Origin of the sequence: Azospirillum sp. BE72 (genome assembly GCF_031455875.1) — a bacterium.
GTDB lineage: Bacteria > Pseudomonadota > Alphaproteobacteria > Azospirillales > Azospirillaceae > Azospirillum.
In genome coordinates, this window is record NZ_JAVDTO010000028.1 from 17,888 (window position 1) to 43,670 (window position 25,783).

31 protein-coding genes are annotated in these 25,783 nt (G+C 63.9%); 6 read left to right on the forward strand and 25 right to left on the reverse strand.

Annotated features, from left to right (window positions below; translation table 11 throughout):
• Positions 1-27 precede the first annotated feature (27 nt).
• Entirely contained in the window at positions 28-777 is a 750-nt protein-coding gene (locus J2Y49_RS31095; RefSeq protein ID WP_310119549.1) for a hypothetical protein, read from the forward strand.
• Positions 778-856: 79 nt separating this feature from the next.
• Here J2Y49_RS31095 and J2Y49_RS31100 read toward each other — a convergent pair whose 3' ends face one another.
• Together J2Y49_RS31100 and J2Y49_RS31105 are read right to left on the reverse strand one after the other, a co-directional pair.
• On the reverse strand, positions 857-1,144 hold the full coding sequence (locus J2Y49_RS31100) for a hypothetical protein (RefSeq protein ID WP_149228714.1): 288 nt from the start codon (positions 1,142-1,144) through the stop codon (positions 857-859).
• A gap of 89 nt (positions 1,145-1,233) precedes the next feature.
• Positions 1,234-2,289, reverse strand: a complete 1,056-nt coding sequence (locus tag J2Y49_RS31105; RefSeq protein ID WP_310119551.1) for a phosphoadenosine phosphosulfate reductase family protein — start codon at positions 2,287-2,289, stop codon at positions 1,234-1,236.
• Between the two features lie 190 nt (positions 2,290-2,479).
• Here J2Y49_RS31105 and J2Y49_RS31110 point away from each other — a divergent pair, with 190 nt between their 5' ends.
• A complete protein-coding gene (locus J2Y49_RS31110) occupies positions 2,480-2,965 on the forward strand; it encodes a MucR family transcriptional regulator (RefSeq protein WP_149228710.1) in 486 nt (161 codons plus the stop codon).
• A 168-nt stretch (positions 2,966-3,133) separates the two neighbouring features.
• The gene (locus J2Y49_RS31115; RefSeq protein WP_149228708.1) at positions 3,134-5,317 is read left to right on the forward strand and encodes an ATP-dependent RecD-like DNA helicase; all 2,184 of its coding nucleotides are present in this window, start codon (positions 3,134-3,136) and stop codon (positions 5,315-5,317) included.
• A 932-nt stretch (positions 5,318-6,249) separates the two neighbouring features.
• On the opposite strand, the gene J2Y49_RS31120 is transcribed toward J2Y49_RS31115, so the two are convergent.
• From J2Y49_RS31120 to J2Y49_RS31170, 11 genes are all read right to left on the reverse strand, one after another.
• The gene (locus tag J2Y49_RS31120) at positions 6,250-6,510 is read right to left on the reverse strand and encodes a hypothetical protein (protein WP_149228704.1); all 261 of its coding nucleotides are present in this window, start codon (positions 6,508-6,510) and stop codon (positions 6,250-6,252) included.
• 11 nt (positions 6,511-6,521) lie between these two features.
• Positions 6,522-6,794 carry a hypothetical protein gene (locus tag J2Y49_RS31125; RefSeq protein WP_149228702.1) on the reverse strand — a complete coding sequence of 91 codons (273 nt, stop codon included), beginning with the start codon at positions 6,792-6,794 and terminating at the stop codon, positions 6,522-6,524.
• Between the two features lie 19 nt (positions 6,795-6,813).
• On the reverse strand, positions 6,814-7,326 hold the full coding sequence (locus J2Y49_RS31130; RefSeq protein ID WP_149228700.1) for a hypothetical protein: 513 nt from the start codon (positions 7,324-7,326) through the stop codon (positions 6,814-6,816).
• A gap of 34 nt (positions 7,327-7,360) precedes the next feature.
• Positions 7,361-7,723: a hypothetical protein gene (locus J2Y49_RS31135; protein ID WP_149228698.1), complete on the reverse strand. Its 363-nt coding sequence runs from the start codon at positions 7,721-7,723 to the stop codon at positions 7,361-7,363.
• Complete coding sequence (locus tag J2Y49_RS31140) at positions 7,710-8,006, reverse strand: DUF6516 family protein (protein ID WP_149201742.1); 297 nt, start codon at positions 8,004-8,006, stop codon at positions 7,710-7,712. Before J2Y49_RS31140 ends, J2Y49_RS31135 begins: the two co-directional genes overlap by 14 nt.
• 144 nt (positions 8,007-8,150) lie before the next feature.
• Entirely contained in the window at positions 8,151-8,675 is a 525-nt protein-coding gene (locus J2Y49_RS31145; RefSeq protein ID WP_194915226.1) for a hypothetical protein, read from the reverse strand.
• A gap of 48 nt (positions 8,676-8,723) precedes the next feature.
• Entirely contained in the window at positions 8,724-9,689 is a 966-nt protein-coding gene (locus J2Y49_RS31150) for a hypothetical protein (protein ID WP_188092596.1), read from the reverse strand.
• A gap of 302 nt (positions 9,690-9,991) precedes the next feature.
• Positions 9,992-10,249: a hypothetical protein gene (locus tag J2Y49_RS31155; RefSeq protein ID WP_149228695.1), complete on the reverse strand. Its 258-nt coding sequence runs from the start codon at positions 10,247-10,249 to the stop codon at positions 9,992-9,994.
• 53 nt (positions 10,250-10,302) lie between these two features.
• The gene (locus J2Y49_RS31160) at positions 10,303-10,947 is read right to left on the reverse strand and encodes a hypothetical protein (protein WP_149228693.1); all 645 of its coding nucleotides are present in this window, start codon (positions 10,945-10,947) and stop codon (positions 10,303-10,305) included.
• 130 nt (positions 10,948-11,077) lie between these two features.
• Positions 11,078-13,060: a hypothetical protein gene (locus J2Y49_RS31165; RefSeq protein WP_310119563.1), complete on the reverse strand. Its 1,983-nt coding sequence runs from the start codon at positions 13,058-13,060 to the stop codon at positions 11,078-11,080.
• Between the two features lie 379 nt (positions 13,061-13,439).
• The gene (locus J2Y49_RS31170) at positions 13,440-14,306 is read right to left on the reverse strand and encodes a hypothetical protein (RefSeq protein ID WP_149228689.1); all 867 of its coding nucleotides are present in this window, start codon (positions 14,304-14,306) and stop codon (positions 13,440-13,442) included.
• Between the two features lie 303 nt (positions 14,307-14,609).
• On the opposite strand from J2Y49_RS31170, the gene J2Y49_RS31175 reads away from it, so the two are divergent.
• Genes J2Y49_RS31175 through J2Y49_RS31185 form a run of 3 tightly spaced genes read left to right on the forward strand, consistent with a single transcriptional unit; the run spans position 14,610 to position 17,151 of the window.
• On the forward strand, positions 14,610-16,487 hold the full coding sequence (locus J2Y49_RS31175) for a DNA cytosine methyltransferase (RefSeq protein WP_310119566.1): 1,878 nt from the start codon (positions 14,610-14,612) through the stop codon (positions 16,485-16,487).
• Positions 16,488-16,545: 58 nt separating this feature from the next.
• On the forward strand, positions 16,546-16,833 hold the full coding sequence (locus J2Y49_RS31180; protein WP_149228685.1) for a hypothetical protein: 288 nt from the start codon (positions 16,546-16,548) through the stop codon (positions 16,831-16,833).
• Between the two features lie 51 nt (positions 16,834-16,884).
• Positions 16,885-17,151 (forward strand): XRE family transcriptional regulator, encoded by a 267-nt coding sequence (locus J2Y49_RS31185; protein WP_109155062.1) that lies wholly within the window; start codon positions 16,885-16,887, stop codon positions 17,149-17,151.
• A 97-nt stretch (positions 17,152-17,248) separates the two neighbouring features.
• On the opposite strand, the gene J2Y49_RS31190 is transcribed toward J2Y49_RS31185, so the two are convergent.
• From J2Y49_RS31190 to J2Y49_RS31245, 12 genes are all read right to left on the reverse strand, one after another.
• The gene (locus J2Y49_RS31190; protein WP_310119570.1) at positions 17,249-17,797 is read right to left on the reverse strand and encodes a hypothetical protein; all 549 of its coding nucleotides are present in this window, start codon (positions 17,795-17,797) and stop codon (positions 17,249-17,251) included.
• Between the two features lie 77 nt (positions 17,798-17,874).
• Positions 17,875-18,141 carry a hypothetical protein gene (locus J2Y49_RS31195; RefSeq protein ID WP_310119572.1) on the reverse strand — a complete coding sequence of 89 codons (267 nt, stop codon included), beginning with the start codon at positions 18,139-18,141 and terminating at the stop codon, positions 17,875-17,877.
• A 121-nt stretch (positions 18,142-18,262) separates the two neighbouring features.
• The gene (locus tag J2Y49_RS31200) at positions 18,263-18,763 is read right to left on the reverse strand and encodes a hypothetical protein (RefSeq protein WP_310119574.1); all 501 of its coding nucleotides are present in this window, start codon (positions 18,761-18,763) and stop codon (positions 18,263-18,265) included.
• A 110-nt stretch (positions 18,764-18,873) separates the two neighbouring features.
• Positions 18,874-19,686, reverse strand: coding sequence for a hypothetical protein (locus tag J2Y49_RS31205; RefSeq protein WP_310119576.1), 813 nt, complete (start codon positions 19,684-19,686; stop codon positions 18,874-18,876).
• Between the two features lie 108 nt (positions 19,687-19,794).
• Positions 19,795-20,226, reverse strand: coding sequence for a hypothetical protein (locus J2Y49_RS31210; RefSeq protein WP_310119578.1), 432 nt, complete (start codon positions 20,224-20,226; stop codon positions 19,795-19,797).
• 336 nt (positions 20,227-20,562) lie between these two features.
• Positions 20,563-20,877, reverse strand: a complete 315-nt coding sequence (locus J2Y49_RS31215) for a hypothetical protein (RefSeq protein WP_310119579.1) — start codon at positions 20,875-20,877, stop codon at positions 20,563-20,565.
• A 503-nt stretch (positions 20,878-21,380) separates the two neighbouring features.
• On the reverse strand, positions 21,381-22,007 hold the full coding sequence (locus J2Y49_RS31220; RefSeq protein ID WP_310119581.1) for an HD domain-containing phosphohydrolase: 627 nt from the start codon (positions 22,005-22,007) through the stop codon (positions 21,381-21,383).
• Between the two features lie 142 nt (positions 22,008-22,149).
• Positions 22,150-22,569, reverse strand: coding sequence for a DUF4258 domain-containing protein (locus J2Y49_RS31225; protein ID WP_310119583.1), 420 nt, complete (start codon positions 22,567-22,569; stop codon positions 22,150-22,152).
• Entirely contained in the window at positions 22,553-22,786 is a 234-nt protein-coding gene (locus J2Y49_RS31230) for a hypothetical protein (protein ID WP_310119585.1), read from the reverse strand. The genes J2Y49_RS31225 and J2Y49_RS31230 overlap by 17 nt, the downstream gene beginning before the upstream one ends.
• 13 nt (positions 22,787-22,799) lie before the next feature.
• A complete protein-coding gene (locus tag J2Y49_RS31235) occupies positions 22,800-23,999 on the reverse strand; it encodes a site-specific DNA-methyltransferase (protein ID WP_310119587.1) in 1,200 nt (399 codons plus the stop codon).
• Between the two features lie 11 nt (positions 24,000-24,010).
• Positions 24,011-24,520 (reverse strand): hypothetical protein, encoded by a 510-nt coding sequence (locus tag J2Y49_RS31240; RefSeq protein ID WP_310119589.1) that lies wholly within the window; start codon positions 24,518-24,520, stop codon positions 24,011-24,013.
• 11 nt (positions 24,521-24,531) lie between these two features.
• A partial coding sequence (locus J2Y49_RS31245) for a DNA cytosine methyltransferase (RefSeq protein WP_310119591.1) occupies positions 24,532-25,783 on the reverse strand: 1,252 nt, incomplete at its 5' end.

Here is a 25,783-nt window from a genome sequence, read left to right on the forward strand (position 1 = left end):
GACGTCACTAGGAAGAAGATTGCAGGGATGAGCCCGGCGGAGCGTGTGTCGCTCGCCGAGAAGAAGGCGTCCGAACTCTGGCGCTTCATCGGGAGTCTAGCCCAGACCCACGGCAACAATCAAATCGTCAACGCAACGAACCGGCTATCCAGTCAAATTGGGCGTTCGTATGCCGCACACGCCTTCTTCGATTTCCAACAGGCCATCCTCTATATGGAGCTGGCGAAGTTGACAGCCCTATGGGATCGCCCTGACCTAGGAAAGTTCAGTATACCGACTGTGATCGCACTGATTGATGAGCCGAAAGTGCTGCGCATTCTTTACCGCCGCCGGCTTTTCGAGCGGTTGGAGCTGGAGCGAGTGTTCCGGCGCAATCACCGCGAGGAGTTCGCCTTCGAAGAACTACAACAGCACTGCCATGTAATCCGAGTTGGCGCTATAGAAGCTGCCCGGCGGTCATACCGTAAGCAACTCCGGATTGGAATGGGGGTTGGCCGGGCGGTGATGGAGTCCAAGCGTTTGCTGTCCATCCGTGACTTTCGGGATCGTTACATCGCCCACAACCTTGATGCCGATGATCCCGGCATTGCGGCTAGACCCTACACGGCGCCGAAATTCGGTCAGGAGCGGCGCTTGCTCATGACGACGTGCCGCGTCACGGACGCGCTGAACGGGGTCATTCGTGGGGCGGGCTTCCAATTCGAGAGCCTGCTAGGGGACGGAAAAAGGAACGCCGGCTACCTGTGGGATGGGTGTCGGTTCACAGCCATTCGATAGCCCAAACTCATAGGGCTCAGCGGCTGTGGCTTAAGAGGCGAACCCCAACGCGTCGGGTTGGAACTGGCGGAGTGCGGCCTTAGTCGATTCCCTTGGTGTCCGAGCGAGACAAGGGCTCCATGCTCCGGCGCTCGTTCGCCTCGTCGACCGCCTGGTTGAATGCACGACGCATCATCCAGATGTCGCGCCAGAACGCCGTATAGCGGAAACCCAGCCATGCCAGCAGGACGGCCGCGATGACCGCGCCCGAGATCAGGGTCGCTGTGTGCAGCCAGGGGAGTAGCTGGCTCGACACGACCAGAGCGCACATGCCGATGGCGATGACACTCAGTGCCAAACGGTTGCGGTGGTTGTTACGGTAGGACATCGGGCTGCACCTCTCGCCGGGAGCATACCCGGAGAGGAGGCCATCCGACAGGGCGAAGTGGGGCTCACCAGAAAGTGGCCCCTGGGCGGTCAGCAGGGGCCGGCGTTCTCGCCGTATGCGCCCTTCGGCAGGTGCCAGTCCGCGGTAGCCACGCGGATCGGCCCTTCGTAGGTGCGGGACATGGCAATGCGGACGATCTCCGGATCCATGTCATAGGCGCGGCCGCGGTCGGCACGCTGGGTGACCGTCTCGTCCCGCTGGATGGTGTGCCCCAGTCGCCCCTCCATCCCAGAGATCACGCCGAACATCTCAGGCGCCGCAACGCGCAGACTGGCCCATTGCGACGGCGAGCCATAGATGCAGCCGGCGCAAGATGCCCGCCCCCAACCCAGGTGGTAGCAGGGATGAGCTACAACCCCATGTCGCCTGACGATTGCCCAGACCTCCTCGTCACTCCAGGCGTGCACGGATCGCCAGACGTGGACTGTGCGGTTGGCCCGTCTTCCAGGTGCGTTGCAGCGGTGATTCTCAAATGGCAGGTACTTGGCCCTGTTAGCGCTTTCCGCTGCCCGCTCCCCTGTCATCACCAGGACCCGCGTGCCTCGGAACCTCTTTTGGTTGTTGATCGCTATGGACATGACATCCACTTTCAAACCACCACTGCACCAGCGAATGCGCAGATTGGGCGATAGCGCTGGCCAGCGCCGCCGGGTCGCGATTTCGCCGCGCTCCCCGCCGGCCACCTTCACGCCATCGGGTGTTTCGAAGGCCACGGGCGCGATCATGGCATTACTCTTCAAGAGTTCACGCTTGAAGCCGCCGATCCGCCATGAGAAGTATATGCGCAAACCAAAAGCTGCAGCGAACTTCCGGCAATAATCTGCCGTCACCGGCCAGTCCATGAAATTGCCTTCGTCCTCACGGCCGTCAACATCATGGTGCCACAGTTCAATTTTTGCAGGATCAACACCACGCTCCAGCAGGTCAAGAACCATTGCCACGCTATCTTTGCCCCCGCTGAATGCTATAAGGAAATGGTCATAGCTTGCCAAGTCCGGTTCGAAGAATGGAACCGAGACGGGTCCAAACGCCGAGGCCGGAGCTGAGGCGGTGTCGGAGAAGATGTCCAGCGTGTACTGGAACATGGGTGGGCTCCGGAATTGTGGGGGAGTGGCGCTGATGAAACTGATAATATCGTACAGAGCGCATAGCTCAAGAAGAAAAATTGTAACTCTGGATTTTTTCTTTGCGGCACTGGTGCTGTGATGGATATCGTTCTTCGTGATTTTTGACGGATCTCATCACCGTCTTGCACCGACAGTGGAGACACTTTGAATGTCCGAGCAGAACCATGAAGATCGCTTTGACCAAGCGGGCCTGGTGCAGATCACCGCCAAGATTGCGTCCGCGTACCTGAGCAACCATACCCTGGCAGTGGCTGAGATCCCTGCGGTGCTGCGCGGGATCTACGGGGCACTCTCCACCGCGATCAGCTCCTCATCGGTGCAAGCTGAGGTCCAGCAGCCGGCCGTCCCAATCAAGCGTTCGGTGGCGCCAGACACGATCACCTGCCTGGAGTGCGGGCAGAAGAACAAGCTTCTCAAGCGTCACCTGCGCGTCGAGCACGACCTGGCGCCCGACGAATACCGAGCGAAATGGGGCCTGGCACCGGAGTACCCGATGACGGCCCCCACCTACGCGGCGGCTCGATCGGAGCTGGCAAAGGGCATGGGGCTTGGGCGTCGCGCTCAGACACCTGCGCCAGTGGCACCGGAAAAGCCGACAAGGCGTGGCCGTGGTCGTGGCAAGGCGGCCCCCTGAGGTCGAGGTGATACTGGGGAGCGACCAGATGACCGCCGTCGCCTGGAGGTTGCTGGTGATCCCGGTCCCTTCGAACAAACCAGCGTCTTGGAAGACCTGGATGACGGGACAACCACGGCGGAGCTGACAATTCTGGCCTCACGATCGGGAATCCAGCACACTCACAGCATGAGCGGGCAAGCCATCGCGTCATCGACGGAGTCCCTGGCCGGGCTGGTGGAGCGCGTGACCTTCCACAGCGCCGAGACCGGCTTTTGCGTGCTCCGGGTGAAGGTCCGCGGACATCGGGACTTGGTTGTCGTCGTCGGACATGCGGCGATGATCTCGGCCGGGGAATGGATCCAGGCGAGCGGCAGCTGGGTCAACGATCGCACCCACGGTCTCCAGTTCAAGACCACCTTCTTGAAGGCGACGCAGCCCACCACGCTGGAGGGCATCGAGAAGTACCTGGGCTCCGGGATGATCAAAGGCATCGGCCCGGTCTACGCGAAGAAGCTCGTCAAGGCATTCGGCGAGGCCGTGTTCGACCTCATCGAAGCCGAACCCAGTCGCCTGCGCGAGGTCACGGGCATCGGGCCCAGGCGGGCCGACCGCATCGTCAAGGGATGGGCCGACCAGCGGGCGATCCGGGAGATCATGCTGTTCCTGCACGCCAACGGCGTCGGGACCTCCCGGGCCGTCCGCATCTACAAGACCTACGGACAGGAGGCGATCCAACTCATCACCGAGAACCCATACCGGCTGGCCCGGGACATCCGCGGCATCGGCTTCAAGACCGCTGATGCCATCGCCGCCAAGCTGGGCATCGAGAAGACGGCCATGGTCCGCGTCCGGGCGGGTATCGGCTACGCGCTGGCCGAGGCTATGGACGAGGGGCATTGCGGCCTGCCGGTGGAGGAACTGGAGAAGCTGGCCAGCGACCTCCTGGAGGTCGGCACCGATCTGGTGGCCGAGGCGCTGGCGGACGAGCTTCGTGACGGCGCCGTCATCGCCGATCAGCTGGAGGGCAGGGACTGCGTCTTCCTGGCTGGGCTGTACCGGGCCGAGCAGGCCATCGCCGCCCGGCTGCGGGGGCTCGCGGGCGGGACGCTGCCCTGGCCCGCCATCGACATGGAGAAGGCGCTGGAGTGGGTGGAGGGTAGGACGGGACTGACGCTGGCGCCGAGCCAGCGGGAGGCTGTCCGGCTTGCCCTGGCATCCAAGGTCATGGTCATCACCGGCGGCCCCGGGGTCGGCAAGACGACCCTGGTGAACTCCATCCTGAAGATCCTGGCTGCCAAGCACATCCGGATCCTGCTGTGCGCCCCGACCGGCCGGGCGGCCAAGCGGCTCTCCGAGAGCACCGGGTTGGAGGCCAGGACCATCCACCGGATGCTCGCCTTCGACCCGGCTGCCGGAGGCTTCAAGCACAATGAGGAGAACCGGCTGGAATGCGATCTGCTCGTCGTCGATGAGACATCCATGGTCGACGTGCCCCTGATGAACGCGCTGCTGAAGGCGACCCCCGACAGGGCGGCCCTGATCCTGGTCGGCGATGTCGACCAGTTGCCGTCGGTGGGGCCGGGGCAGGTGCTGGCCGACGTGATCGCATCCGGCGCCGTGCCCGTGGTGCGCCTGACCGAGGTGTTCCGGCAGGCGGCTGCGAGCCGCATCATCGTCAATGCCCACCGCATCAACCAGGGCCAGATGCCGGACTTGGCGCCGGTCGAAGGTTCGGACTTCTACTTCGTCGAGGCGGCGGAACCGGAGATTGGTGTTCGCAAGCTCATCGAGGTCGTCAGGAACAGGATCCCGAAACGCTTCGGCCTCGATCCCGTACGCGATATCCAGGTGCTCTGCCCGATGAACCGAGGGGGCCTCGGCGCCCGGTCGCTGAACGTGGAACTCCAGGCGGTCCTGAACCCACCGGGCGATGCCAGGGTCGAGCGCTTCGGCTGGACTTACTGTGTCGGCGACAAGGTGATGCAGACCGAGAACGATTACGAGAAGGAGGTCTACAATGGAGACCTGGGCGTCATCACCGCCATGGACCCGGAGAACAGCGAACTGCTGATCGACTTCGACGGCCGTGAGGTCGCTTACGACTTCGGCGAACTGGACAGGGTATCGCTGGCCTACGCGACGACGATCCACAAGAGTCAGGGCTCGGAATACCCGGCCGTCGTCATCCCGCTGGCGATGCAGCACTGGAGCATGCTCAGGCGCAATCTCGTCTACACCGGCGTCACCCGCGGGAAGCGACTGGTCGTCGTCGTGGGCCAGCGGAAGGCGCTCGGGATGGCGGTGCGGGCACGGCAGGAGGGGCGTCGGTGGTCGAAGCTGAAGGAATGGCTTCTCGCAAAAGCAGCCTGACCGTTATGGGAACGCCTTCCGGCTCCAAGAGGGTACGGGCGCTTCGTCAGTTTCACCTCCCCGTCGAACGCCAGATCGGGCCGGCTTCCGGTAGCCGTTGATCTCAGAACAATGGGAGTTGCACCTTGCCGCCATCGTCCGCGTGGCGCCGTGCTGCCTGCACAGCGGCATTCTGGGCGCCCTCTTGGCTGCGCGATCTCCCGCTGGCAACTTGCTCGCCGGCAACGGTTACGTTCCATACCCAGCATTCAGGGCGCCAGGTTACAGCGAGATCGCACCCGTGAATGCGGGTGACAATGTGACGAACGGACCAAACCGGGGACTGGTGCATCAGGGCCTCAGGTGCGATTGGTCAACAGCCAGACCACATCGGGCGTTTATCAGGCGGCGGGGAAACTACGGAGGAGACTGCCAGCCCTCATCACCAGACCGAAGACGACGGCCGAGGCTTGGGTCGGGCGGCTGCGGGTCAGCTCGGCCTATTGATCGCTTGCTCTTCGTTTGCCGAGTTGGCCATGACCTCAACAAGCGTGTCCATGTCGTGGTACAGTCTTTCCAATATTTGCGCGACGATCTCACTCGCAGGACCTTTTTCGCTGCCCCCGATCGCGAGAGGGCGCAACACTTCGAATGCCTCATTCATGGAAGTAAAAGCAGTCGCAAGTCGTTCATTTCGCGTCATGGTATTCCTCAGATAACGCCGCCGTCGCAGGTGGACGGCGGGTTTGTACGGTGCCGGTTCTAGTGCGGCACCCTAGCCGCAAACTCGTTAATCGACAACTTAAGGCAGCTGGCGGTCCTGCAGGTCGGCGCCCTCGGCTCGCGTTACTTGCTGACGGGGGCGGCGCGCTGGGCGCGCGGCCAGTTCCACCGCGGCGGCTGACCGGCCGGGACGGCGGCGATCCTGCTGCTGGCCGGCGCCGTCGGCCCTCCTATGCTGGATCGGCAGGCGCGCTGGCGCTGATTATGTGGCGGGCATCGACGACAACCTCATCGCCGGCGTCGGTGGAGATCCAGACCCCAACGGATCTCGGCGAGGTGGGATGGTCGCCGCGGATATGCGCGACAGTACCCTCAACAACCTTTGGGTTGGCAGCAACCTTCAACTGGACGCCAGCCAGCGACACGGCATCAAAAGGACGTGCCTCGAACCATTCGGCACGGACGCGCATGCCTTTCACCAGCGTTTGCATTATGGCGCTCCTTAGATAGACGCCAGCAGCGCTTCGCCTGCCGGCGTCAGATCGATGATGTTCCCGCGGCTTCCAGCCGCGCTATCCGGCCGCTCGACGATGACGCCCTCGCGCAGCAGGACCCGTGCGGTCGCCTTGTTGAACCAGTCAATGCGAGGCTCGCCGGCAGGCCAGTCTCGCTTCGCCGCCATCCGAATGGCAGCGATCTGGGATTGCGTCGGTCGAAACCTCGGCTGCCCGGACGAGGCGGCCTCGCGCATGACCTCTTGGTGCAGGGTTCGCATGGGCTTCCCGTCGCTCTATTCACAGATTGGTGGCCGACCGTGAGGTCAAGCGCGCCCAGACTGCCGGAAAGGCGCTCGGGAACGATTCCAGCGTCACCAAGCCCCAGTAGGCTTCATCGCGCTCTTCGTCGGCCACCGCAACGTCAAGCCACAACCCACCGTCTACCTGGAGGAATTCCCAGCCGTGGCCATTGCGGCGGCCAGCAGCGAAGCTCCGGACGAACTGGAGCAATACGTCGTCTCCGACGAGTGCGCAGCTAGCCGGCACGGCCCGATCATGCAACGACGGCGCAAGCACGTCGGCCGACGCGCACCGATACTCGCCATCCTGCCTGACGAAGCTGAGCGCGAAGGCGGCGCTGCGGAGATCCTCCGGCGCGGCGGAATTCCATGCATCGGCCAGGAGGCGCATTGCCGGATGCCGTTCGCAATTCCCAGGGCCGCCCCCTACGCCGAACACGGCTCCTTCGGAAAATGGTACGCTGCTGGCGAGGCGCACAGCCTCAACGAACGTCCGGACGGAAAGACTCATGCACGATGCCACCTTCGGCTCCTTTTCTGGACATTCAGGCTGCGAAGCGGATCGACGAGGCTATCTCGTCGACGGGCATGGTTAGCCTACCGTCGGCGCCGCGCTCGATCAGTCCCAGTTCTTCGAGCGCGGTAACATCCTCGTGGACCCGCTTGACGTCCCTCCCGAGATCACGCGCGAGCGCCCGAATACCATCCGCAGGAGCACGCCGTAGGTGCCGCAGCAGCTCGTAGCGCTTGGGCGTCAGAACGGTGCATAGGGCCTCCCAGCTTGCGAAGTAGAGGCGATCGGTGGCCGCGGCGGGATGGCCCGCTTCAGCCGCCTTCCAAGCAGCGGCAACCTCAGCGGCCGCCTGGTCCAGGGCGTCAGTATCGACGCGGATGTCACGTTCGATCATGGTCGGTCCTCCATTGCCTCACCGCCGCCACGAAATCGGCGAGCAGCCGGTCGACGTTGACAAACTCGTAGGGATGCTCGGCGTCGTCCTGATGCCGATGGTCACCCTTGCCGCGTTCGTTGTCGAACCCCAGCACCCGCCGCCCGTCAACGATATAGACCAGACGGTACTTGAATCCGTGGGTGGTTGGCGGAACGGGCTCGGGCACCCGCCACACCACCATTTCGGCAAAGTCGCGGTTGCCGTAAGCGACGCGGCGGCGGATGACGAGTTCGGCATTCATGTTGGCATTCTACGCCAACGGCCTGTTGTCGGCAAGCGCCATCACCTGTGAAATCCGTTCCTTGGCAAGATAGGCGACACCCGCAGGTACGTTCTGCCGTCCAGCTCAGATATTGGCGGCCATGGGGCAATGGGCTGACGAACCCTAGCCCCGCGTCCGCGGCCTCGCGATGTCTTGCGTCTTGCTCCGGGTCAGGTGTGCGGCCTCTAGCTTGGCCATCTCCTCAGCCACCAGTCGCTCATGCTCATGGAACAGGATCAGCGCGGCCTTCCCGGATTCTGTGCGGCGCCAGCGCGTTGTGCAGCCGCCGACACCGCTCCGTTCGACGACTTCCACATAGCCCCTCAGGTGGGCGATCCGCAGCAACTCGTAATTGGTGCTGCACCATCCCTGCCGCCGCCCGATGAACCTAGCCATGTCGGCAGATGGGGGCAGACCGAGTTCAGCGAACTGCCGGTGACCGTCGTTGGTTAAAGCCGCCAGGCTCAGCTTAATGGTCAAGGCGCCGATCCCGGCCGGAATGCTGGTTGTCCAGGTCTGAATCAGCCCGCGCGTCAGCAGTCGTTTCTCCGGTGCAGACGCTGTGAAGCCAGCGGCGGGCATCCCGTCTATTCCGCCGGCGTCGATCCGCATCAGCTGGGCGATCTGGGCCGGAGTCAGCTTGGTCATCGCTCGGTACCGCATCGAGACGTCAGCACGTCGTTGAACCTTCTCACGTCACGCCGCGAGCTTGGTGCCGAGATTGGCAGGGTCAATCCGAAGTCCATGATGGACGAGGGCTTGCTCCAGCTTCGCCCTTGCCTCGGTCGGAACGGCATCTGCGTGCCAAACGCTGATCCGGGCCAGCACCCGTTCGCGACAGTCCGGTGTGGCCTCGATCAGGCTGGACACCACGCGGAGGCGACCAGGATGGATCACGGTGCGGACTGGATCGCGCAGGATCGGCAGCGCTTGGGCAATGTCGTCTTCGAGATGCGCTACGCCTGTGATTGACAGGTGCGGCAACGGACGGCCGGCATGCATGCACCAGCGCCACCCGTGATAATCCGATGCCCGTTCGTAGATGTCGCGGCACGGTGCAATCCAGCGTGTTCGCGCGTCGCCAGCTCCGTCCCGGAACCAGATCAACCATGAATACGAGGTTGCGCTGCTCCTCTTGGGATCCAGCCGCCCCACGAACATCGGGACGCGCTCGGCGTGAACGGCAATAATGTCAGGCGGACACTGGCTGAACAGCCGCTCGTAACGGCCCTGCCCTTCCAGGAATGCGGTTCGGACGATCACCGCCACGCCGCGTCGGGCGAAGCGGCGGGCGTGGTGTATAAAGGCCTCTCCCAAGGTGAAGGGTGGGTTCGTGCAGACCCAATCCGGAGCTTCCGCTTCATCGGGCGTCCAAGTCAGAAAATCGCGAATGCTGATCGGCTGCTCGTAGATGTTCCTGGTTCCGTAATCCGCCACATCTGCGACACGCACATGCGGAGTGAACTCCAGCATCGTGCGGGCGATATCCCCGGCACCGGCCGCAGGCTCACAGACGACGCTTCCGGACAGCGCGTCGACACCAAGGATCTGGTGCACCAGCGCCCGAACCGCCCACGGTTGAGTGGGGAGAAAGTCCAGTGCCTCCGGGGCTGACCGACGCCGCTCACGAACAGCTGTGTTGTAGGGCAGGCTGATCGGCACGGGGGATTGGACCCTTCATGAATGAGGTTAAACCAGTCAGACGCCATCGCTATCGCGGCTCTGGCGAACCGGCAAGGCATCGCGCGGCCGGTCAAGGAGCCCAAGCTATTCCGCGCCGTGCCGGAGAACCAGACAGCCGCCGCGGTTGTGGCGTCCCAAGCCAAAGACATCTTCGATGCACATTTTGCGGACTGCCAGGGTCGCCGCTCAGCTCCCTCTCGCACCGCTTCGCGGGTTCGACCGGCGGTGTCCGGCGTCGCGGTGCAACGCCGGGAGGGAACGCGGCTTACGACTGGGTTTTCTTACTCAGCCGCAGTGGCAACCACCGGAGCACGGCTGAATGTCCCGTGCATCATCGCCACGCGCAGGCCGGGCGCAGCGTTCAGCGCGTCTGTGATCTGCTGGCGCAGCTGCCCGTTTGGATCGATCTGCTTCATGACCGAGCAGAACTGGAAGATCTCCAGGTTCCCGAACGACACGCCGCCATCCCAGCCCTTCGTGTGGCCGACGAAATCGGGGATATCCAGAGAAACGCGGTCATTCGTGACGGGGGTGCTCATGGCGGTTGCTTCTCCGAAGGGATGGCGGTTCTGATGTCGTGGGTGGACGATGGTCAGTGCGTCGGGACGTAGGTGTAGCCGGTCGATCCATTCACCCGCTGTTCGTCGCGGCGCTTAATGGCGTCCCATCGGGCACGGTTCTCCTGAGATTCCTCGATCCTGGCCCGGAGCTGTGCCGAACGTTGCATCGCCGAGCGCTGCGCCTCCTGCTGGAGCGCCGTTGTCCGGGAGCCCTTATATGCGGCCAGCAGGGCCTCATCGGCCGCAGAGCCATTGGTGCAGAAAATTGTTGCCGAGCTCGTCATCTGGACCCGCTCACGGGCAGCCCGGTTACTTTCATCCAACTGCCCGGCAATCATCTCCAGGAGAATAGGCTGCCGACCCTGCTTCTGCTTCTCGCAGAAGGTGCTGCCGGCTTCGGTGACTTCCTCCGAGGTGACGTAGCGCGGATCGTAGCTGATGTTGAGTGTGTCAAACTTAGCGTCGCGGCCCGTCGTCACGGTCGGCTTCCCATTGACCAGGGGCTGCTTGAAGTGGTTCTCGAGGCCAGCGCCGGATAACAGCTGTCGTTGGGCGTCGCGCGCCTGCTGCCATCCGTCCACTGGACGGGGCCGAGAAGTCGTTGTGCAGGCAGTCAGGGATATAGCAACCGTGGCGACGGCAATGGAGCGCAGGGCGGTGGTGGGCAGTCTGGTCACGGTCGGATACTCCAACGTGCAATGGCATCTGGTTAGCCGATTTTCGGCGTTGCCCGCGACCTTGAAAGACGGCGATTTCCGCCGCCTTTCGCTGGTGTGGCTGTGCCGTTCGACCTTCGATAGTTGTACCTCAGGCGGCTAGGGAGGCGAAGAGGTCGCCTTGCCCGATCGGCATATTGGCTTGCCGCCGTGGCGCCGGCACCACCCTCGCAGGGATCATGGTGGCAGCCTTCAGCCGATTGTGCTCACCATCGGAAATCGAGCGGGCGAGCAACTCCGCGGCCGGCGTGCCTGGGCCGAGGCCTGCGTCAGTAAGACGCTGGGCGTGGTCCACCGTGTTCGCCAGTTCCTGCAGCCGTCCGGCGGCGAGTGCAATCGTGCCGAAGCGTAGGTAGAACTGTACCGCCACCGTCGGCTCGAAGCGTCCGTTGTAGTAGACATCGAGCAGGCGGTCAGCCTCGAACTCGAAAATCATATGAGCGGATTCGCCGTCAACCGAGAAGGTCTCCTCCTCCTGGTGTTCGACACACGTTTGCGCGGTGACCGCAGGCACGTCCCGGCCTGGGCGCTCATAGTAGAACGTGGTCAGCGGGTCGTAGAGCGGGTGCAACATCCGTTCATTCGCGGGAAGCGCGACCCAGCGCGGCTCCGGCATACGGAGATCGCGCCGGTTCGGCTGAACCTCGATCTTGGGGATCTCAAAGCGAACCCCCCGCTTGGTCACGTCGCGCCAGATGTGCAGAGCCTCAAAGGGGACGGAGGCGCCGTAACGTGCCCACATGAAGTCGATTGCCAGCACCTGCTCAGGGTTTACGAGTTGGAACTGCGGCTTTGCCATACGCGTCGCCCAGGCGATGTCAGGCGTCCCAGCGGCTGCCGTCGCGCGCATATAGGGGTCGGACCACGACACGGCCTCACCAGCGTAATAGGCCCAGAGGTCCTCGTCCAAGGCGGCGGCCCGTTCCTTCTCGCGGGCGTCGATCGTCAGGCAGATACCCAGCAGCTCCTGGACCATGGCTGGGGAGTAAACGTCGGCTTGGATCCGAACGTGGCCGGTAACCGGGTCCGTGGTTCTGGCCGTCCAACGCCGACGGTCGAGGTCGTACTGGGTCTCCACGAGGAAGTCGCGCAGATCATTGAGCGGCTGCATCCAGGCATACTTCGGGTCTCGGAGCATGATGGTCATGCTCTTGTCGCTGCTGCCCGATACGGTGCAAAGCGCGCAGCCAAATCGGCTTCCACAGGCGGAGGCGGCAGACTTACCGGATGAGACCACCGGGCATTCGCCGGTGGCCGCGCGATAGAGGTCACGGGTCTGGTCGAAGTTCGGTGCATAGGCTTCCAGCGCCCGCCCCTCCCCAGCCAGGGCAAGGCATTCCCATACCTCATCCGTGTCGAAGTCGGCGATCAGTGGCAGCGTCCGCTGACCGTCCGCGGTGACGGTAATGGCGCGGGCCGCGTCGCCCCTGCGATCCATCCGGCCGGCTCGGCTGGTAGACTCTGAGAAGCGGGTGCCCAAGAGGGTCACCACGCTCTCCCGGTCCAGGGACGCAGCAAGCTCGGAGATGCGGAAGAAGTCGCCCGGCTCCGCAGTCCGAAGCATCGCCTCGTATTCAGCCTTCAGCTCAGGCACCAGCTTGCGCAGTTCGCGCAGGTTCGGGCGGGCCTTTAGCTCTACGCTGCAGTCTCGGCTTGCCGAATTCGAAAACGTGGGCACTTTGCGCATCCCGATCACGGCAGTCATCCACGACGAGGCCAGGGTGGGACGCCCAACGCGTATCCGCAGAGGGATCGCGTGTCGACGGGCGTAGCGTTCCAGCAACGAAATCTGGCTCTGGACGTGCTGATGAATGACAGGGTTCTCGATGCCGGTGTCTGCGGTCTGAACGGTCAAGGGGTGGCGCAGCGGGTTCTCGCGCACCGCATCATGGTGGGCCAGCAGCGCGATGGTGAGCATTGCCGTGCTGTCCTTCCCGAAGCTGACCGCAACGGCGAGAGGAACATCCTTTTCGATGAGATCGCGCACCGCACGATAAGCTGCGGCGATCTTCTCGACGGTCTCAGAGGAGAACTTGGCATCCAGCAGCTTGTCTGTTGAGAAGAGCGCAGTCATGGCGGCGGCATCAGTCAGTGGTTTGATGAGACGATCCTACCATATCGTACAGAGCGCACAAGAAAGAAAATCTGCATCTCGATCATGATTGCAAATTATGAGACACAGTTGATCGCTTAAGTATAAGCATTGTCACGGCCAGACAATGAGGGCGCTTGGTGCGCACCTTGATTGCCTCGACCCAATCGGCGCCTCCGCCGACCACGTTCCAATGCGAGTTCTCGACCGAGATGGATCATCTCTCGCCCATCAAAGGCTATGCGGCCCTGGTGTGGTTGGTGACGATCGCCGCGCCAGCCGTCGGCTCAGTCGCACCCGACACCGCCGCCGTTCGATCTACCCGCCCCTCCGCTCGTGTTCCGGCACTTCGCACGGTTTCTCAGAACATGGACAGCTGACCACGCTTGTCGACCGTCCAAACCGGCGCCGCATTGGCGGCCACCAGCTCTGCAGGCGCGACGCGGGGCTCCGGTTCACAGTGCTGCTCCTCGATGTCATCGACCGCATGCGGAGCGGATGCGCCACACACCTCAACCGCGTTGCCACTGGTTCCTGCCTTCTCGGAGCCGTCCCGGCCCAGCAGCTTCAACAGCACGGTCGGAGGGAGCATCGAGAAGCCAGGGCCGCGAGGAAGCGCATCGACGAAGGCGCCCCAGGCGGCGATGTCGATGGCCCTTCCACGCTGGCACAGGCGGGCAAGTAGGCGGCACGTCAAAGCACAAAGGCGGTGGTAAGCCTGCGCGCGTTCGATCAGCAGCTCGGGGGTCCAGTGCGAACCGGGATTGAGCGGCTTGGCATGGCCCGTTACCATGAAAGGCGCCAAAGCCTCGGTCGTGGTTGCAATCTCCCGCAACAGCTTGTCCTGGTCCGACGGCGGCGCGAGGTAGGCTTGGTTGACGGCAGCTGAGATCGCGCCCTCAAACATGATGAAATCCGAAAACCGCTGGTCCGGGGTGCGTCCTTTCGGCGATCCCGCCTTTGCTTCCCGAAGCCGCCGGAGTGCCGAAGCACGCTGCCTGTCCGCCTCCTGGGCGATTTCCTCCAGCGCGGTGGGCGACGGTAGCGGCTGGCAATAGTGCGACCGGTAGCCAGTCGATGAGACCGGGCAATAGCCGAAGCGGACGGCGTGCAGTGCTTGGTCAGCAACACGCAGCGGCACGCCACGAACCTGGATGACGGTTGCGGGTAATTTTTCCCCGGCAGTGGGAGATGCGGTCTTGGAAGCGATCTGAGAGGAAGCGGCCATCTTTCTTGCCTCTTTGTGTTCGAGCCAGCCTTTCCGGCCTGCTCGGCGTGGGTACAAATTACCCTTGCCAGAGGAGAGAGGCAACAGCTATATGGGAGCAGGAGGGTAAAAATTACCCGCTTCGCCCATAGTGCTGAGGTCATGTCCATGGCGATGTCCGTTCACCCCCGTCCCATTTCCGTTCCGCACATGCCAGCTCGTTCCCGCGCGCGCCGCCGTAATGAGGCGCGTCGCTCAATGGGACGGGCGGAGAGTCCTGCCGCGCAGTTTTCGTTGTCCTTGAAGTCGACGGCGGACGATGAGTTGGACGTTGACCTGTTTGCCGGTGGCGGCGGCGCATCGGAGGGAATGGAGCAGGCCCTTGGCAAGCCCGTCGATCTGGCGGTGAATCATGATGCCGCTGCAATCGCCATGCACGAAGTCAATCATCCTCGCACCGAACATTTTCATAGCGACGTGTTTGAGGTCGATCCAGTAATCGCATGTAGAGGCCGCAGCATACGAAATCTCTGGGCATCGCCGGACTGTCGCCATTGGTCGAGAGCCTCAGGCAAGGCTCTGAGAAGTCCAAAAATCAGGGGATTGATGAGGGTTGTTATTAGATGGGCGCGCCTTCCGGGTTGGCAACGTCCGAAAGTTATTTACGTTGAGAATGTTCCGGAGATGCTAACCGCAGGCCCCACCGAGGACGAGCCGATCCTCTATCCGTTCCCTGACGGCTCCGGGGTTCCACCGGACAGCCAAAGCGCGCCGGCTGAAGCACTGAAAGGGCTCTACTTCCGACAATGGCGGACGGAGTTGGAGCGGCTCGGGTACCATCTCGAGTTCCGCTGCCTGGCCGCCCATCACTTTGGTGTCCCGACCATTAGGACCCGCCTGTTTATCGTCGCACGCCGCGATGGCGTCCCAGTCGCTTGGCCGACGCCGACCCATGGCGACCCACGTTCTGACGAGGTTCGCACGGGCTTGTTGAAGCCCTACACCCCGGTGTCCACCTGCATTGACTTCTCCTTGCCCTCCAAGAGCATCTTCGGTCGGACGAAGCCGCTCGCGCCCGCCACCTTGGATCGCTTGGCCCATGGTGCGCACCGCTTCATGATCGCATCGTCGATGCGCGAGGGTTACGAGCCGTTCGTCGCCACGCTCAACCATGCAGGCAAGGGGTTCCGGGGTTTCGCTTCGACCGAGCCGGCCAAGACCATCACCGCAGCCCGCGATGCCCATGGGCTTGTGCTTGCGGCCACAACGCAGATCACCCAGCGCGGCAGCCGCTCCATCAAGGTTCGGGATCCACGTGTGCCGCACCCGACAATCGTCACCAAGAACGAAAGTGCTCTTCTCACCAGCCACGCGCACCCACTGTCGGGCGCAGACACTGGCAGCGTCGCCTATCTGGCCCAGCACAACACGGGCGAGATTGGGCACAGCTTGCTGGCCCCCGCCTCCACCATCACCACAACGGGCAGCCACCAGCAGCCGGTGACCGCGACCATCCACAAGCTCCATGCCCCGAGTGTCGGACAGGGGCGGGAGGGGGCCGCCGCGACCCCCGCAACCCGCGATCCGCACGGGCGGCAGGGCGCTCACCTTGTGGTGCTCAAGGGTACGTGCAAGGACGGCCGGGCCCTTGATAGGTCGGCTCCGGCTGTTCTGGCGTCCGGAATGCACCAGGGCCTCGTCCAGACCAGACTGGAGCCAGTTGGCACGGCCTTAGACGACGTGAGCGTTCCTTTCGAGGACGCTCTCCTGACTGCTTTCCCCAAGCGACTGCATGAGCAAATTCGGGCCGTGCGGCGGTTCCTGGAGCGCGTCGATTGGAAGAGCACGCGCGGCCTGCGCAAACTACCGCCGGCGGAACCAGACGCCTTCTTGACCGCGCTCGCTGCCCAACTTGGCTATGTAGGCCCCGCGACCGAACTGCCGCACCTTTTGGGCCTCTGCCGCGTGAAGGGCGAGTGGTTCCAGATCGTCGACTTGTCGATGAGGATGCTGGTGCCGCAAGAGCTGAAGCTCATCCAGGGCTTCCCCCCGGAGTACGTCATTGACCGCACTTCCGACGGTCGCAGGCTGACCCAGGAACAGCAGATCGCCCGGATTGGCAACAGCGTGTGCCCGGAAATGGCCCGAGTGCTGGTAACGGCAAACTCGCCGCCGCGCCGCCGGCTGCAGATCGCCGCCTAAAGAACGCTGTGCGCTGCCACCACCTCCCTCTCCGTCGAACACGAACAAGGACCTGACCATGGACCGTAGCTCGCGCCCCGAAGTTCGAAATCCTGTTCTCGCCCTGCCGGCTGTCGCCAGGCTGCTCACGCTGCAGCCCGAACTCCGGCTTGCCCTCGCCGATGTCCTCCGCGACCTGTATCTGGACGCGAAGGTGCGCGCCGAGAAGTCTTGGACCAGCAAGAAAGGCCCCCTAGCCGTGTACTGGAGAGCTGTGGCGGTCTATGCGCTCCACATCAGCCGTGCGGTGCGGCCGACGAAAGCGGAACTGCGTTCGCGCGTTGTCGATCTCAAAGCAGCGGCGTAAACCTGTTGCGCAGACCGGCGCGCAGCCGGGCAGATCGAGGATCAGGACGTTATGAGCAGCACGCCGCCGGATTCCCGCCCCGACGCCGGCCATGACTGGGGCGCCATGACGCCCGAGGCATTCAATGACTGGATGGACGCCATGGGCTTCGAAACGCGCGAGGAGGCCGCGGCGGCGCTGAGATTGTCTGTCGAGTCCATCAAGCATTATCGCTCCGGCCGCCGCGGCGACGGCAAACCGGTCGTATACCCGCTCACTCTCGCGCTCGCGTGCACTGCGCTGTTCCACCGCCTTCCGCCGTGGACCGTCCGGCGCTGAGGGCATTCCTTGCGCCACGGTCTCAGTTGGACGGTGTGGCTTCGCGGAAGGACGGCCCCTCCCCACCGGGAGGGGTGATGAAGGGCCGTCTGGAGGCTCAGGGTGCGGACAGGAATGCCTGCACCGACGCCTGGGTCTCCTGCATCTCCCGCTCGCCCACGATCACCGTAGGTGTCGTGGTCGCCAGGTAATCGACGTTGAATGTCAGGTTGGGCCGGCCGTCACCCCGGTCCAGTTCGTCGCCGATCTCGTCGGCGATGAACCGGGACCCCTCCAGGGTATGCCCTTCATTCAGGGCATACTGGAGCACCTCAGTGACCCATGATGGAGCCTCGCCGGCAGCCAGTCGCCATCCGGTGAGCCATTGGCCACTGACATTGACCAGCTTGGGCACGGCGATCATGGGGATCTTCGCCACCTGCCCTTGGCGCGGACCGTCGATCCACGAGACGCGCAGCACCGGCTGCACGACATCAAGGATGCCCGACATCGAGCCATCCTCGCCGACCGGGCCGTTTTCGCCACCGTCCAAGCTCGCATCGACGAGCCCGGAAAGGATTGAGTCGCGCCAAACGTCATCCAGGTGAAAGTAGGTGAAGCCATCAGACGTGACGAAACGTCGGACGGTCTCTTGCGGGGTGCTCATCGAAGTTCTCCTCGGACGGGGAGCACGCCGGTTCCCATTGGGGAGGCATGGTCCCCTTGGGTTTGTGATGATGTGGGTCAGGCGGCTCTCGCAAGGCGAAGCAGCTTGCTGGTATCGGGTAGCTGGGGTCTGGGCTCCGGGACGTACTCCCGAATGATCCGCCGGAGCGCGTCCAGCGAGTGGGCATAGAGGGCATCGACCACGGGGCACGAGCCCTTACCACTCAGTTCGAGCATGCCGAGCGCAGCCAGCTCCCGTATTGCGCGCAGAAAAGAGATCTTCTGGACGCGATAAAGGAACACGATGGCGTACGCACGAGCACGGGGGCTTTCCGCATTCAGCATGGGGTCCTCCATTGGCGGGCGCACGACACCCCTCCCGGGGCGTGGTCGCCCCGGTGGGGTTGAGTGTCGCTGCCGGCGGAGGGCCGGTCAGCGCTTGCGATGTGGCGAACCTGAGGGACGCTCAGGCAGCCGCTTTGGCCGAAAGCCGTTGCGTGTGCAGCCGCAGGCGGCACCGTCCTCGGTCCAGCCAGGCGCGAGCGAACTCGGGGTCCAGCGTGAAGCCGCGGCGGCCGTCCATTGCGGAGCTTGTAACGGAAAAGCCGGTCCAGCTTGCGCAGGAGTGGTCGAAAAACGCCCATGCTCCGTCAAGTTCAAGCTGCATCAAGTCTCCTGCTTCCGCGGTGCCGCCCGTGCCGACCGGCAGGTCGGTCCGGATCAGGTCGGAGAACTTGGCCTCCAGCGTTCCGATCCGGAACAACACGTCGGCAGCCCGGTCCGTGGGTGACCGCTCCCATTCAACAATCTCTTCGATGTGAACAGAATGGCCGGCCCAGAAGCCGTGCGCCTCGAGCCACTTACGCGCCGGCATCTCGGCGCAGTAGGCGCGCATTGGGCCACCGAACGCCTGGTAGTCGAAAACGACCAGCGAGGCTGGAATGCCCTTGAGCGTCAACTTCTTCATCGGGGGTCCTCCTTGGACGATGGGGACGGAGTGCGTCCCCACCGGGAGACGCACCCGGTCGGGTTGGTGTTGTGTGCCGCGCACGGAGCGCAGGCGTGAATCAGCGCCGATCAGCGAGCCGGCGGCGTCGCCGGGTACTCACGATAGGTCCGCTGGCCTCCCGCGGCCGAGAGCGACCGGTGGCGGAAGATGTGCTTCCAGGTGCCGTCGGGCTTCTGGGTGGTGCCGAGATACTGCCAGCTATGGCACCCGTCGGTGCTGAGACAGACCGGATCGCCGAATTCGGCGACCAGGGCCGCCCAGGCTTCGTCCCAGGGGGGAGTGCCGGGCTCGGCACAGAAGTTGGAAGCGTCCGCCACGACCTCCGCGACGGGCTCGGGCTGCTGCGGAGGGGTTTCCGGAACCTCCACGGCACCGGCCTCGTCGAACGTCGGAAGTTCGCTGTCCTCCTCGGCATCGCAGTCGAGGAGCACATAGTCACATCCGAGTTGTCGGGCGCGATCAAGGATGTCGAGCAGGCACTGCGGCACGGTGTAGCTCGCCAGCGCATCGGGTTCCGACACGTAGACGAACCATCCGTAGGCGGTGGGATAGACGACCATCCCCTCGCCACCCTGTTCCAGATGATCCCTTCCCTCCACGTCCAGGTGAGCAGTCGAGAGGTCAAGGAACTTGCGGACATGCCCCGGCGCCGGCAAGGACGATAGGGCAGAAAACGCATCCACGGCCTTCTGAATGGCCTGCAATGGCTGGGAGAGGTTTCCCTTCCCCCAAGCGCCGATCAGCGCCTGAGCAGCCGCCTGCAACCCGGCATGGGCCGCCAGCTCGCGCTTGGCCTGGATGATCTCAGAACGGTTCGCAGCATCGTCAAAGCCGGGCGACGTTTCGGCCAAGGCAAAGACGGTGTCGAAGTGCTTGTTCATGGTCTGCTTCCTCGTTGTCGTGAATGGACGATGATGCGAGGAGGCAGTTCTCCCCTGGTGGGGAGGAGGCCTCCCCGCAGGGTATTTGTGTGTCGCGCCCGACTGCTGTCAGGTGAACTTTTCGATGAGGTAGAAAACGGCGATGATGGTGCCGATCGCCCCCATTGTCTTGTAAAGTTGATTGTTCATCGCCTTCATGATTTCAAGGCTACTGTTTCGGATCTCGGTGGTGAGCTCGGCTTTGGCCAGGTCGATGCGAGCGTCGATGCGAGCAGTGAGCCGGAGCTCAACGGCATCGACCTTATGGTCGAGGGCGGAAACGCGGCTATCGAGCTTGTCGATGCGGTGATCGAGCTTGTCGATGCGGTGATCGAGCTTGTCGATGCCGCCCTTCAGCTCGGTGACAGAAGCCTCCATACCGGACCTCTCCTGTTTGAGCTCCCTGAGAACGCCGCGCAGCGCCTTGGTGAACACCTCGGCATTCGGCGCGCCGCCAGTGCGAAGCTCTTCCTCGTACTCGAACAACTTGTCGATAGACATAGTAGCGCAACTCCCTTACGGAAAGAGGAGGGTTGCCGGCCCAAAGGGCTGACCCTCCGGGGCTGTTCGAGGAGGCGGATTTCCCCTGTGTGGGGAGAATGCCTCCCCAGGGGGATCATCGGCGACGAGTGTCGCCGGATGCCGTGGCACTGAGGCCGCGGCGTGAGCGCTGGTTGTTTCAGGACCCCAACTAGGTCCTCCAGCCGAAGCTGGACACTTTGCAAACGCTGCAGCATGCAAGCGGCGCTAAGTGAGCCCAATGTACCGGTCCGACGCTGAGTGCGATAGAGCCGAAAGACGACAGTTTTGCACGTCTTTCGACCCGGTGGAACTGACCTACCGACCGGCACCGCTGCTGAAGAAGAACCCCCGCTCCGGTCTGTGCGAGAAGCAGGTGGTGTCGCTTCCCGCATCGATCCTGAACGGCTCCGGGGCCGCGTAGGTACTGCGCACCCAGCGGCCGACATACCGGCGCCCGCTGGTCGTTTCCTGGATCGCGAAGTCCGTCACAACGTCGAGTGCCAGGATGACGCGGCCGTTCTGAAAGCAGATCAGTCCAGCCTCGGCGTTGCCTCCGCTTTCGGCGACGGCGCCGCCGTGGGAAGCCACCACCAGTGCTGCAGCGATGGTTGTCATGAGCATCGACCGCATGTCGCCCTCCCGTCATGGTGCTTCAGTGTTCAACACCGACGGCGGATATTTGGACTTGGGGCCAGCCGAAGCCGTTGGTCATATTCGGGGAGCAGCAACCTGAGAATTCAGATCCTGGCAGCGCCCCAGTTCCCCTCGCCGCATGTGCCCTGCTGATGGTCGAGCGGAGAGGATTACAGTCCGCATGTTCCTGCCTTCCGCGAGCACGAAAAAAGGCGTCTACCGGGCCGCCGCGCACCGATACTCGTAAAAACAAAGGCCGGTAACCACCAGGAGAACAACAGAGATCAATATAAAATCCGGCAGCAGGGTTTCATTGCCGTCCAGATAAGCGAGCGCAGTTGCGGTGATAGAGGATATCAACATTACTAAACACACCCACGTGAACATCCTTGCTATCGTCGCATGGGCTGTCATTCTGTCCCCTCATCGAGTGTAGGCTAGCCACAACGAACACGTCACAGAACACGGCGGTACTCGCGTGCGGCGGCTTGTCACCCTCTTCAGCCGTAGCGGGCCTCTATCAGGCGATGATGCTGCTCGAAGCAGTGCAGGAGGCGTGGATCGAACATCGTCGGCCGGACCCGCTCGTCCCCACGGAGCATGATCCCGACGGCCTCATCATGGCTCAGCGCCGGCTTGTAGGGCCGGAGCGACCGTAGGGCGTCGTACACATCCAGCAGCCTCACGAGGCGGCCGGCAAACGGAATGGCCTGGCCGGCCAGTTTGTAGGGGTAACCGCTACCATCGAAGTTCTCATGGTGCGAGAGGGCCATGGTAGCCGCCACCTCGCACACGGGGTACAGACGCAGGCAGCCCACGAGAGTGTGCTGCTGCATCACGTGACGCTCCTCCGCGGAAAGGGGACCACGTTTCAGCAGGATGTCGGCGGGAACCCACAGCTTTCCGACGTCGTGAAGACATGCAGCGCGAGCCCAGCGGTTGGCGGTTTCACGTTCGAGTCCGACATGGACGCCGAAGACTTCGACCAAGACCCCAACCCGCTCATTGTAGGCGCCCACCCCCGCGGTATCCTCGCCGAACCATTCCTGGGCTTGCGCAATGGTCTGCCTCAGGCTCATCGCCGGCGCCGGTTCGATGACGTCGACGCGGCGGAGCGTGGATGCCATTTGTCTCAAGGTGCCCCCCTTTGTTTGCAGACGACTCTAGCAGCGCGGCCTCAACCGGCGCGCCGCTGAAAGGCGCTGCGATTCAACGTCTTTCGGCACCTTGAGCCGTGTGATTGGCAAAGAGCCTGACCAGGAGGAGCGGCTACCGGCGATCGAGCCACATGACGGTGACCACTTTGGCCTGATGACGTCCCTGCGTCAGGCTCAGGGCCACGGCGGCGTCCCGGCCGCCTACCCGCCGGCTGAAATTCACCCGCCATTCGCCGTCGGCCGCGCCAGGTTCGACCTTGTAGGGCGTACCCTTGGACACGATCTCCAGGGCCTCGCCTTGCCCGATGTCGCGCTCCGACATGCGGTCGCTGTAGGCGTGGGCCGTAAAGAGGACCCTCTCGTCCCGCACGAGGTCGACCGCCAGCCGCGCTAGGTCGTCCAGGCGCGGCGCCGACCAGCGGATCGGACGGCGGAACGGGAGGACCTGCGCCGGCGCCGACGACTGTGGCGGCCGCGGCGGGACGAAGCCGGGGACGGTTGTCTGGGCGCGGACATCACGTGCGGACAGCATCGGCGATCTCCAGAATGACGGAGGCTCCATCGGCGCGCAGGGTGCGCGCCAGTCGGCGGGCTCGGCCCTCAGCGACGCCCCGGTCAGCGAAGCGGCGCTTCAGCGCGCCGCCGTAACCGGCGTTGGTGAGGAGCCACGGGAAACTCGGACAACGCGCGCTGTCGTCGGCGACGGACACTCGAGAGCGCGGACCGTTCAGGATGCCGAAACCTCTCATGGTCTTCTCCCTTTTAGGCGGCCACACGCAGCCCATCGGGCTCGAACCGGCCAACGCCCCCCCGCAGGTAGGTCAGGCTCTGTTCGATGGCGATCCACCGGCGCTGCAGGCGCTCCGCGACAGCCGCCGTCGTGAGACTGCCCGCGAACGGGTCGCACACCGTGTCACCGGGCTCTGTGGTGAGCTTGATGAACGGCTCGACAATCGCCTCTGGGAAGCGAGCAGGGTGAGCGGGCAGCCCGTTATCGCGGCAGTAGCGCTGGTAGGCGCCGTTCGATGCAGTGTTGGGAGCGATCACGAGGTTGGACATGATGCTGCCGCCGTTGTCTGCCCCGAAGGCGCCCTTGGCGAGGACGTGCCCCGACGGCCGCGCCGCGCCTTTCTCGCCACCTTGTGCCAATCGCTTCTGCATGGCGTCGCTGTATGGCTGGAGGCAGTGTCGGTTGTTTGCCTTCGGGGTGTCTGACCGCGACAGCCACCAGAGGCTCTCGACCTTCTGGGCCAGCCGAACACGCTTGACCGTGACCCACTGCGCCGGCGACGGCAGGGCGGCCGGGTTGTGCCAGTGGCAGCGCTGAGCGACGTGGAAGCCCAGATCATCAACCAGCTTCAGGATGAGGCGCTCCTGATAGAGGCTGAGGGTCGGCCTGCCGGGTTGCCACGCATCGCCGAGGTTCAGGATCAGTGAGCCATCGGACGTGAGACAGCGATGGAACTCCCGGGCAAGGCCAGTCAGCCAATCCAGATACGTGCCGACATCGTCAGCCGTCTGGTAGTCCTTCGCGGTGAGGATCGGGTACGGGGGGCTGGTGAAGATCAGGTTTAGGGATTGATCCTCGATGTGACCGAACGCGCTCTCGGCCTGGGCCCACACCGCTGCGCCGTTCTCCGTTTCGAAAACCGTGACCACGATCCCCGGCATGGCGAAACGGAGGTCTTTCTTCCCCTTCGGAGTGAGACGCCAGAGGTTATGAACCGATCCATCCATGTGCCCGGCAAGGACCGCCTTCTGGCGGCACCAACGGACATCCCGGTCGAGCGCGCGGTAGGTACCGGAGGGCAGTTGCACAGTCTCTCGACGCTGCTCCTCGGAGAGCTTCAGGTGGTCGGCGACGGCGCTCACCGCCTCCGCCGCCGTCATCCCCTTGGGGGCATCGTCGAGGACCTCTAGCAACGGAAGCAGAAGCTGGCTCTGTCTGGTGCGGGTGGTCATGCTTCCGTTCCTCAGAGAGCAAGGGCAAATTGGCCGGTGGTCGCCACCGAGCCCATGGGAGGCAGCAGCGCCGGCGCCGGTCGCTGTTCCGGCCGGATGGCAGCCTGCACGCGCCGCGAGGCCCTCTGGAGCGCGGGATCAGCCTTTTCCGGCGCAAGGGACACCGGAGAGACTGGAGCGGGCCGTGCGGCCTGCAGAACGGCCTCACCCAGGGTCGCGAGATGGTCGACGAGCCTCGTGCTGACCTCCATCACGTCATCCAGCGCCACCAGCACCATCTCGCTGGCGGGCACCAGGGGGTCGTTAAAGCTCATGAAGACGCACCAGCGGCCCGCCGTTGGCCAGGGGAGCGTGAGGCTGACACGGCGCCCAGTTGCGCCGTCCAGCCGCTCTTGGAGGCGCCGCACGGAGCGCTCCAGTTGCTCGTAGAGCGCCTCGGCGTCGCGCAGTCCGAGCCTTGCACAGGCTTCTTCGACGGTTTTCCAGCCGGTGTCGGAGAAGGAATTCGGAAAGAACCGCATTTAGACCTCCCTCACAGAGCGAGCGCAAGCTGGCCGAAGTCGGCTGCGCGCTTGGTGATGCGGGAATGGCGACGGAGCGGCGGGATGGAGACCGGGGTGCGCGCCGGGAGCGGCACGACGTTGCTCCCGGCGAGCGGTGCGAGCACCTTTCCAAGGGCTCGCCCCAGGGCGCGGAAGCAACTCCACACAGCGCCCTGCCCTAGCAGTTCATGAGCGGCGGTGGCGGAGCGGCCGTTGATGATCGCGGCGGCGAGGTCATCCGGGATAGACTTGACACGGGCGTGCTCTGCCGGCGTCAGCAGACGGGAGAGCGATGCGTCGTGGGGAGCCTGCAGGGAAGGCTCGCTGGTCCGGTGCTTCCAGTACGACCGTCCGATCGTGCCGACGGTGGTGTTGTCGACAGTCACGATGTTGCGCTTGAAGCTGTTCCCCTTGGAGGCCTCCGCCTCGGCGTGCCGGTCCAGATAAGCATGATCCTGCCAGCGAGGATCGCCCGGCGGCACGTCTTCGAGGACGTCTCCCAGCCGGGTCGCGGAACCGGGTTCCGCAGGCACCTCGAGGGTCTCCGGCGCCAGTCCCTCGCTGATACCGATCAGCGTCCAACGCCGACGGGCTTCGATAGCGCCAAATTCCGACCCGACGAGCGGCACTTCAAAAACCCTGTAGCCGAGGCGCTTGAGTTGCGTGCGAATGATTGCGGCGGAGGCCGTCGAGGCGTACTGGGGGACGTTCTCGATCGCCGTGATCGGCGCCTCCGACGCGCGCAGAAGCGTGAGGTATGCGTGGCAAAGGTGCCCCGCCTGCTCGTCCGCTTCCGGCATGGTCAAGCGCTTGCGTGCCCGCCCGGCGACACTCGCCGCGGTGCACGGCAGCCCGGCCAGGAGGACGGACAGCTTGGGCATGATCTCGGGCTCGATCTCGTCGATGCTGGCCTCAATGCTCATCCGGCAGCCCTTAGTCGCCGGATTGGCGGTGACCGCCACGTCCAGCCCCTCAGGATCGATGTCGACAGCCAGCGCCGCCTCAGTCGCGATACCCGCCTCGTGCAAGCCGGCATGGACGGCATGGTCGATGATGCCGGCGCCGATGCACAGGGTTCCGACCGACAAGGGGCGGCCAGCGCCGAGCCGATCCCGCAGGTCCGCTTCGCGTTGCGCCTGAGCCACTGCTAGAGCGTTCTCAGGTTGCCTGGAATCGCTGAGGGGGATTCCCTTTGCCGCCGTAGCATGATTCGCTGCTCCTGGATTTCCGGTCTGGGGGTTA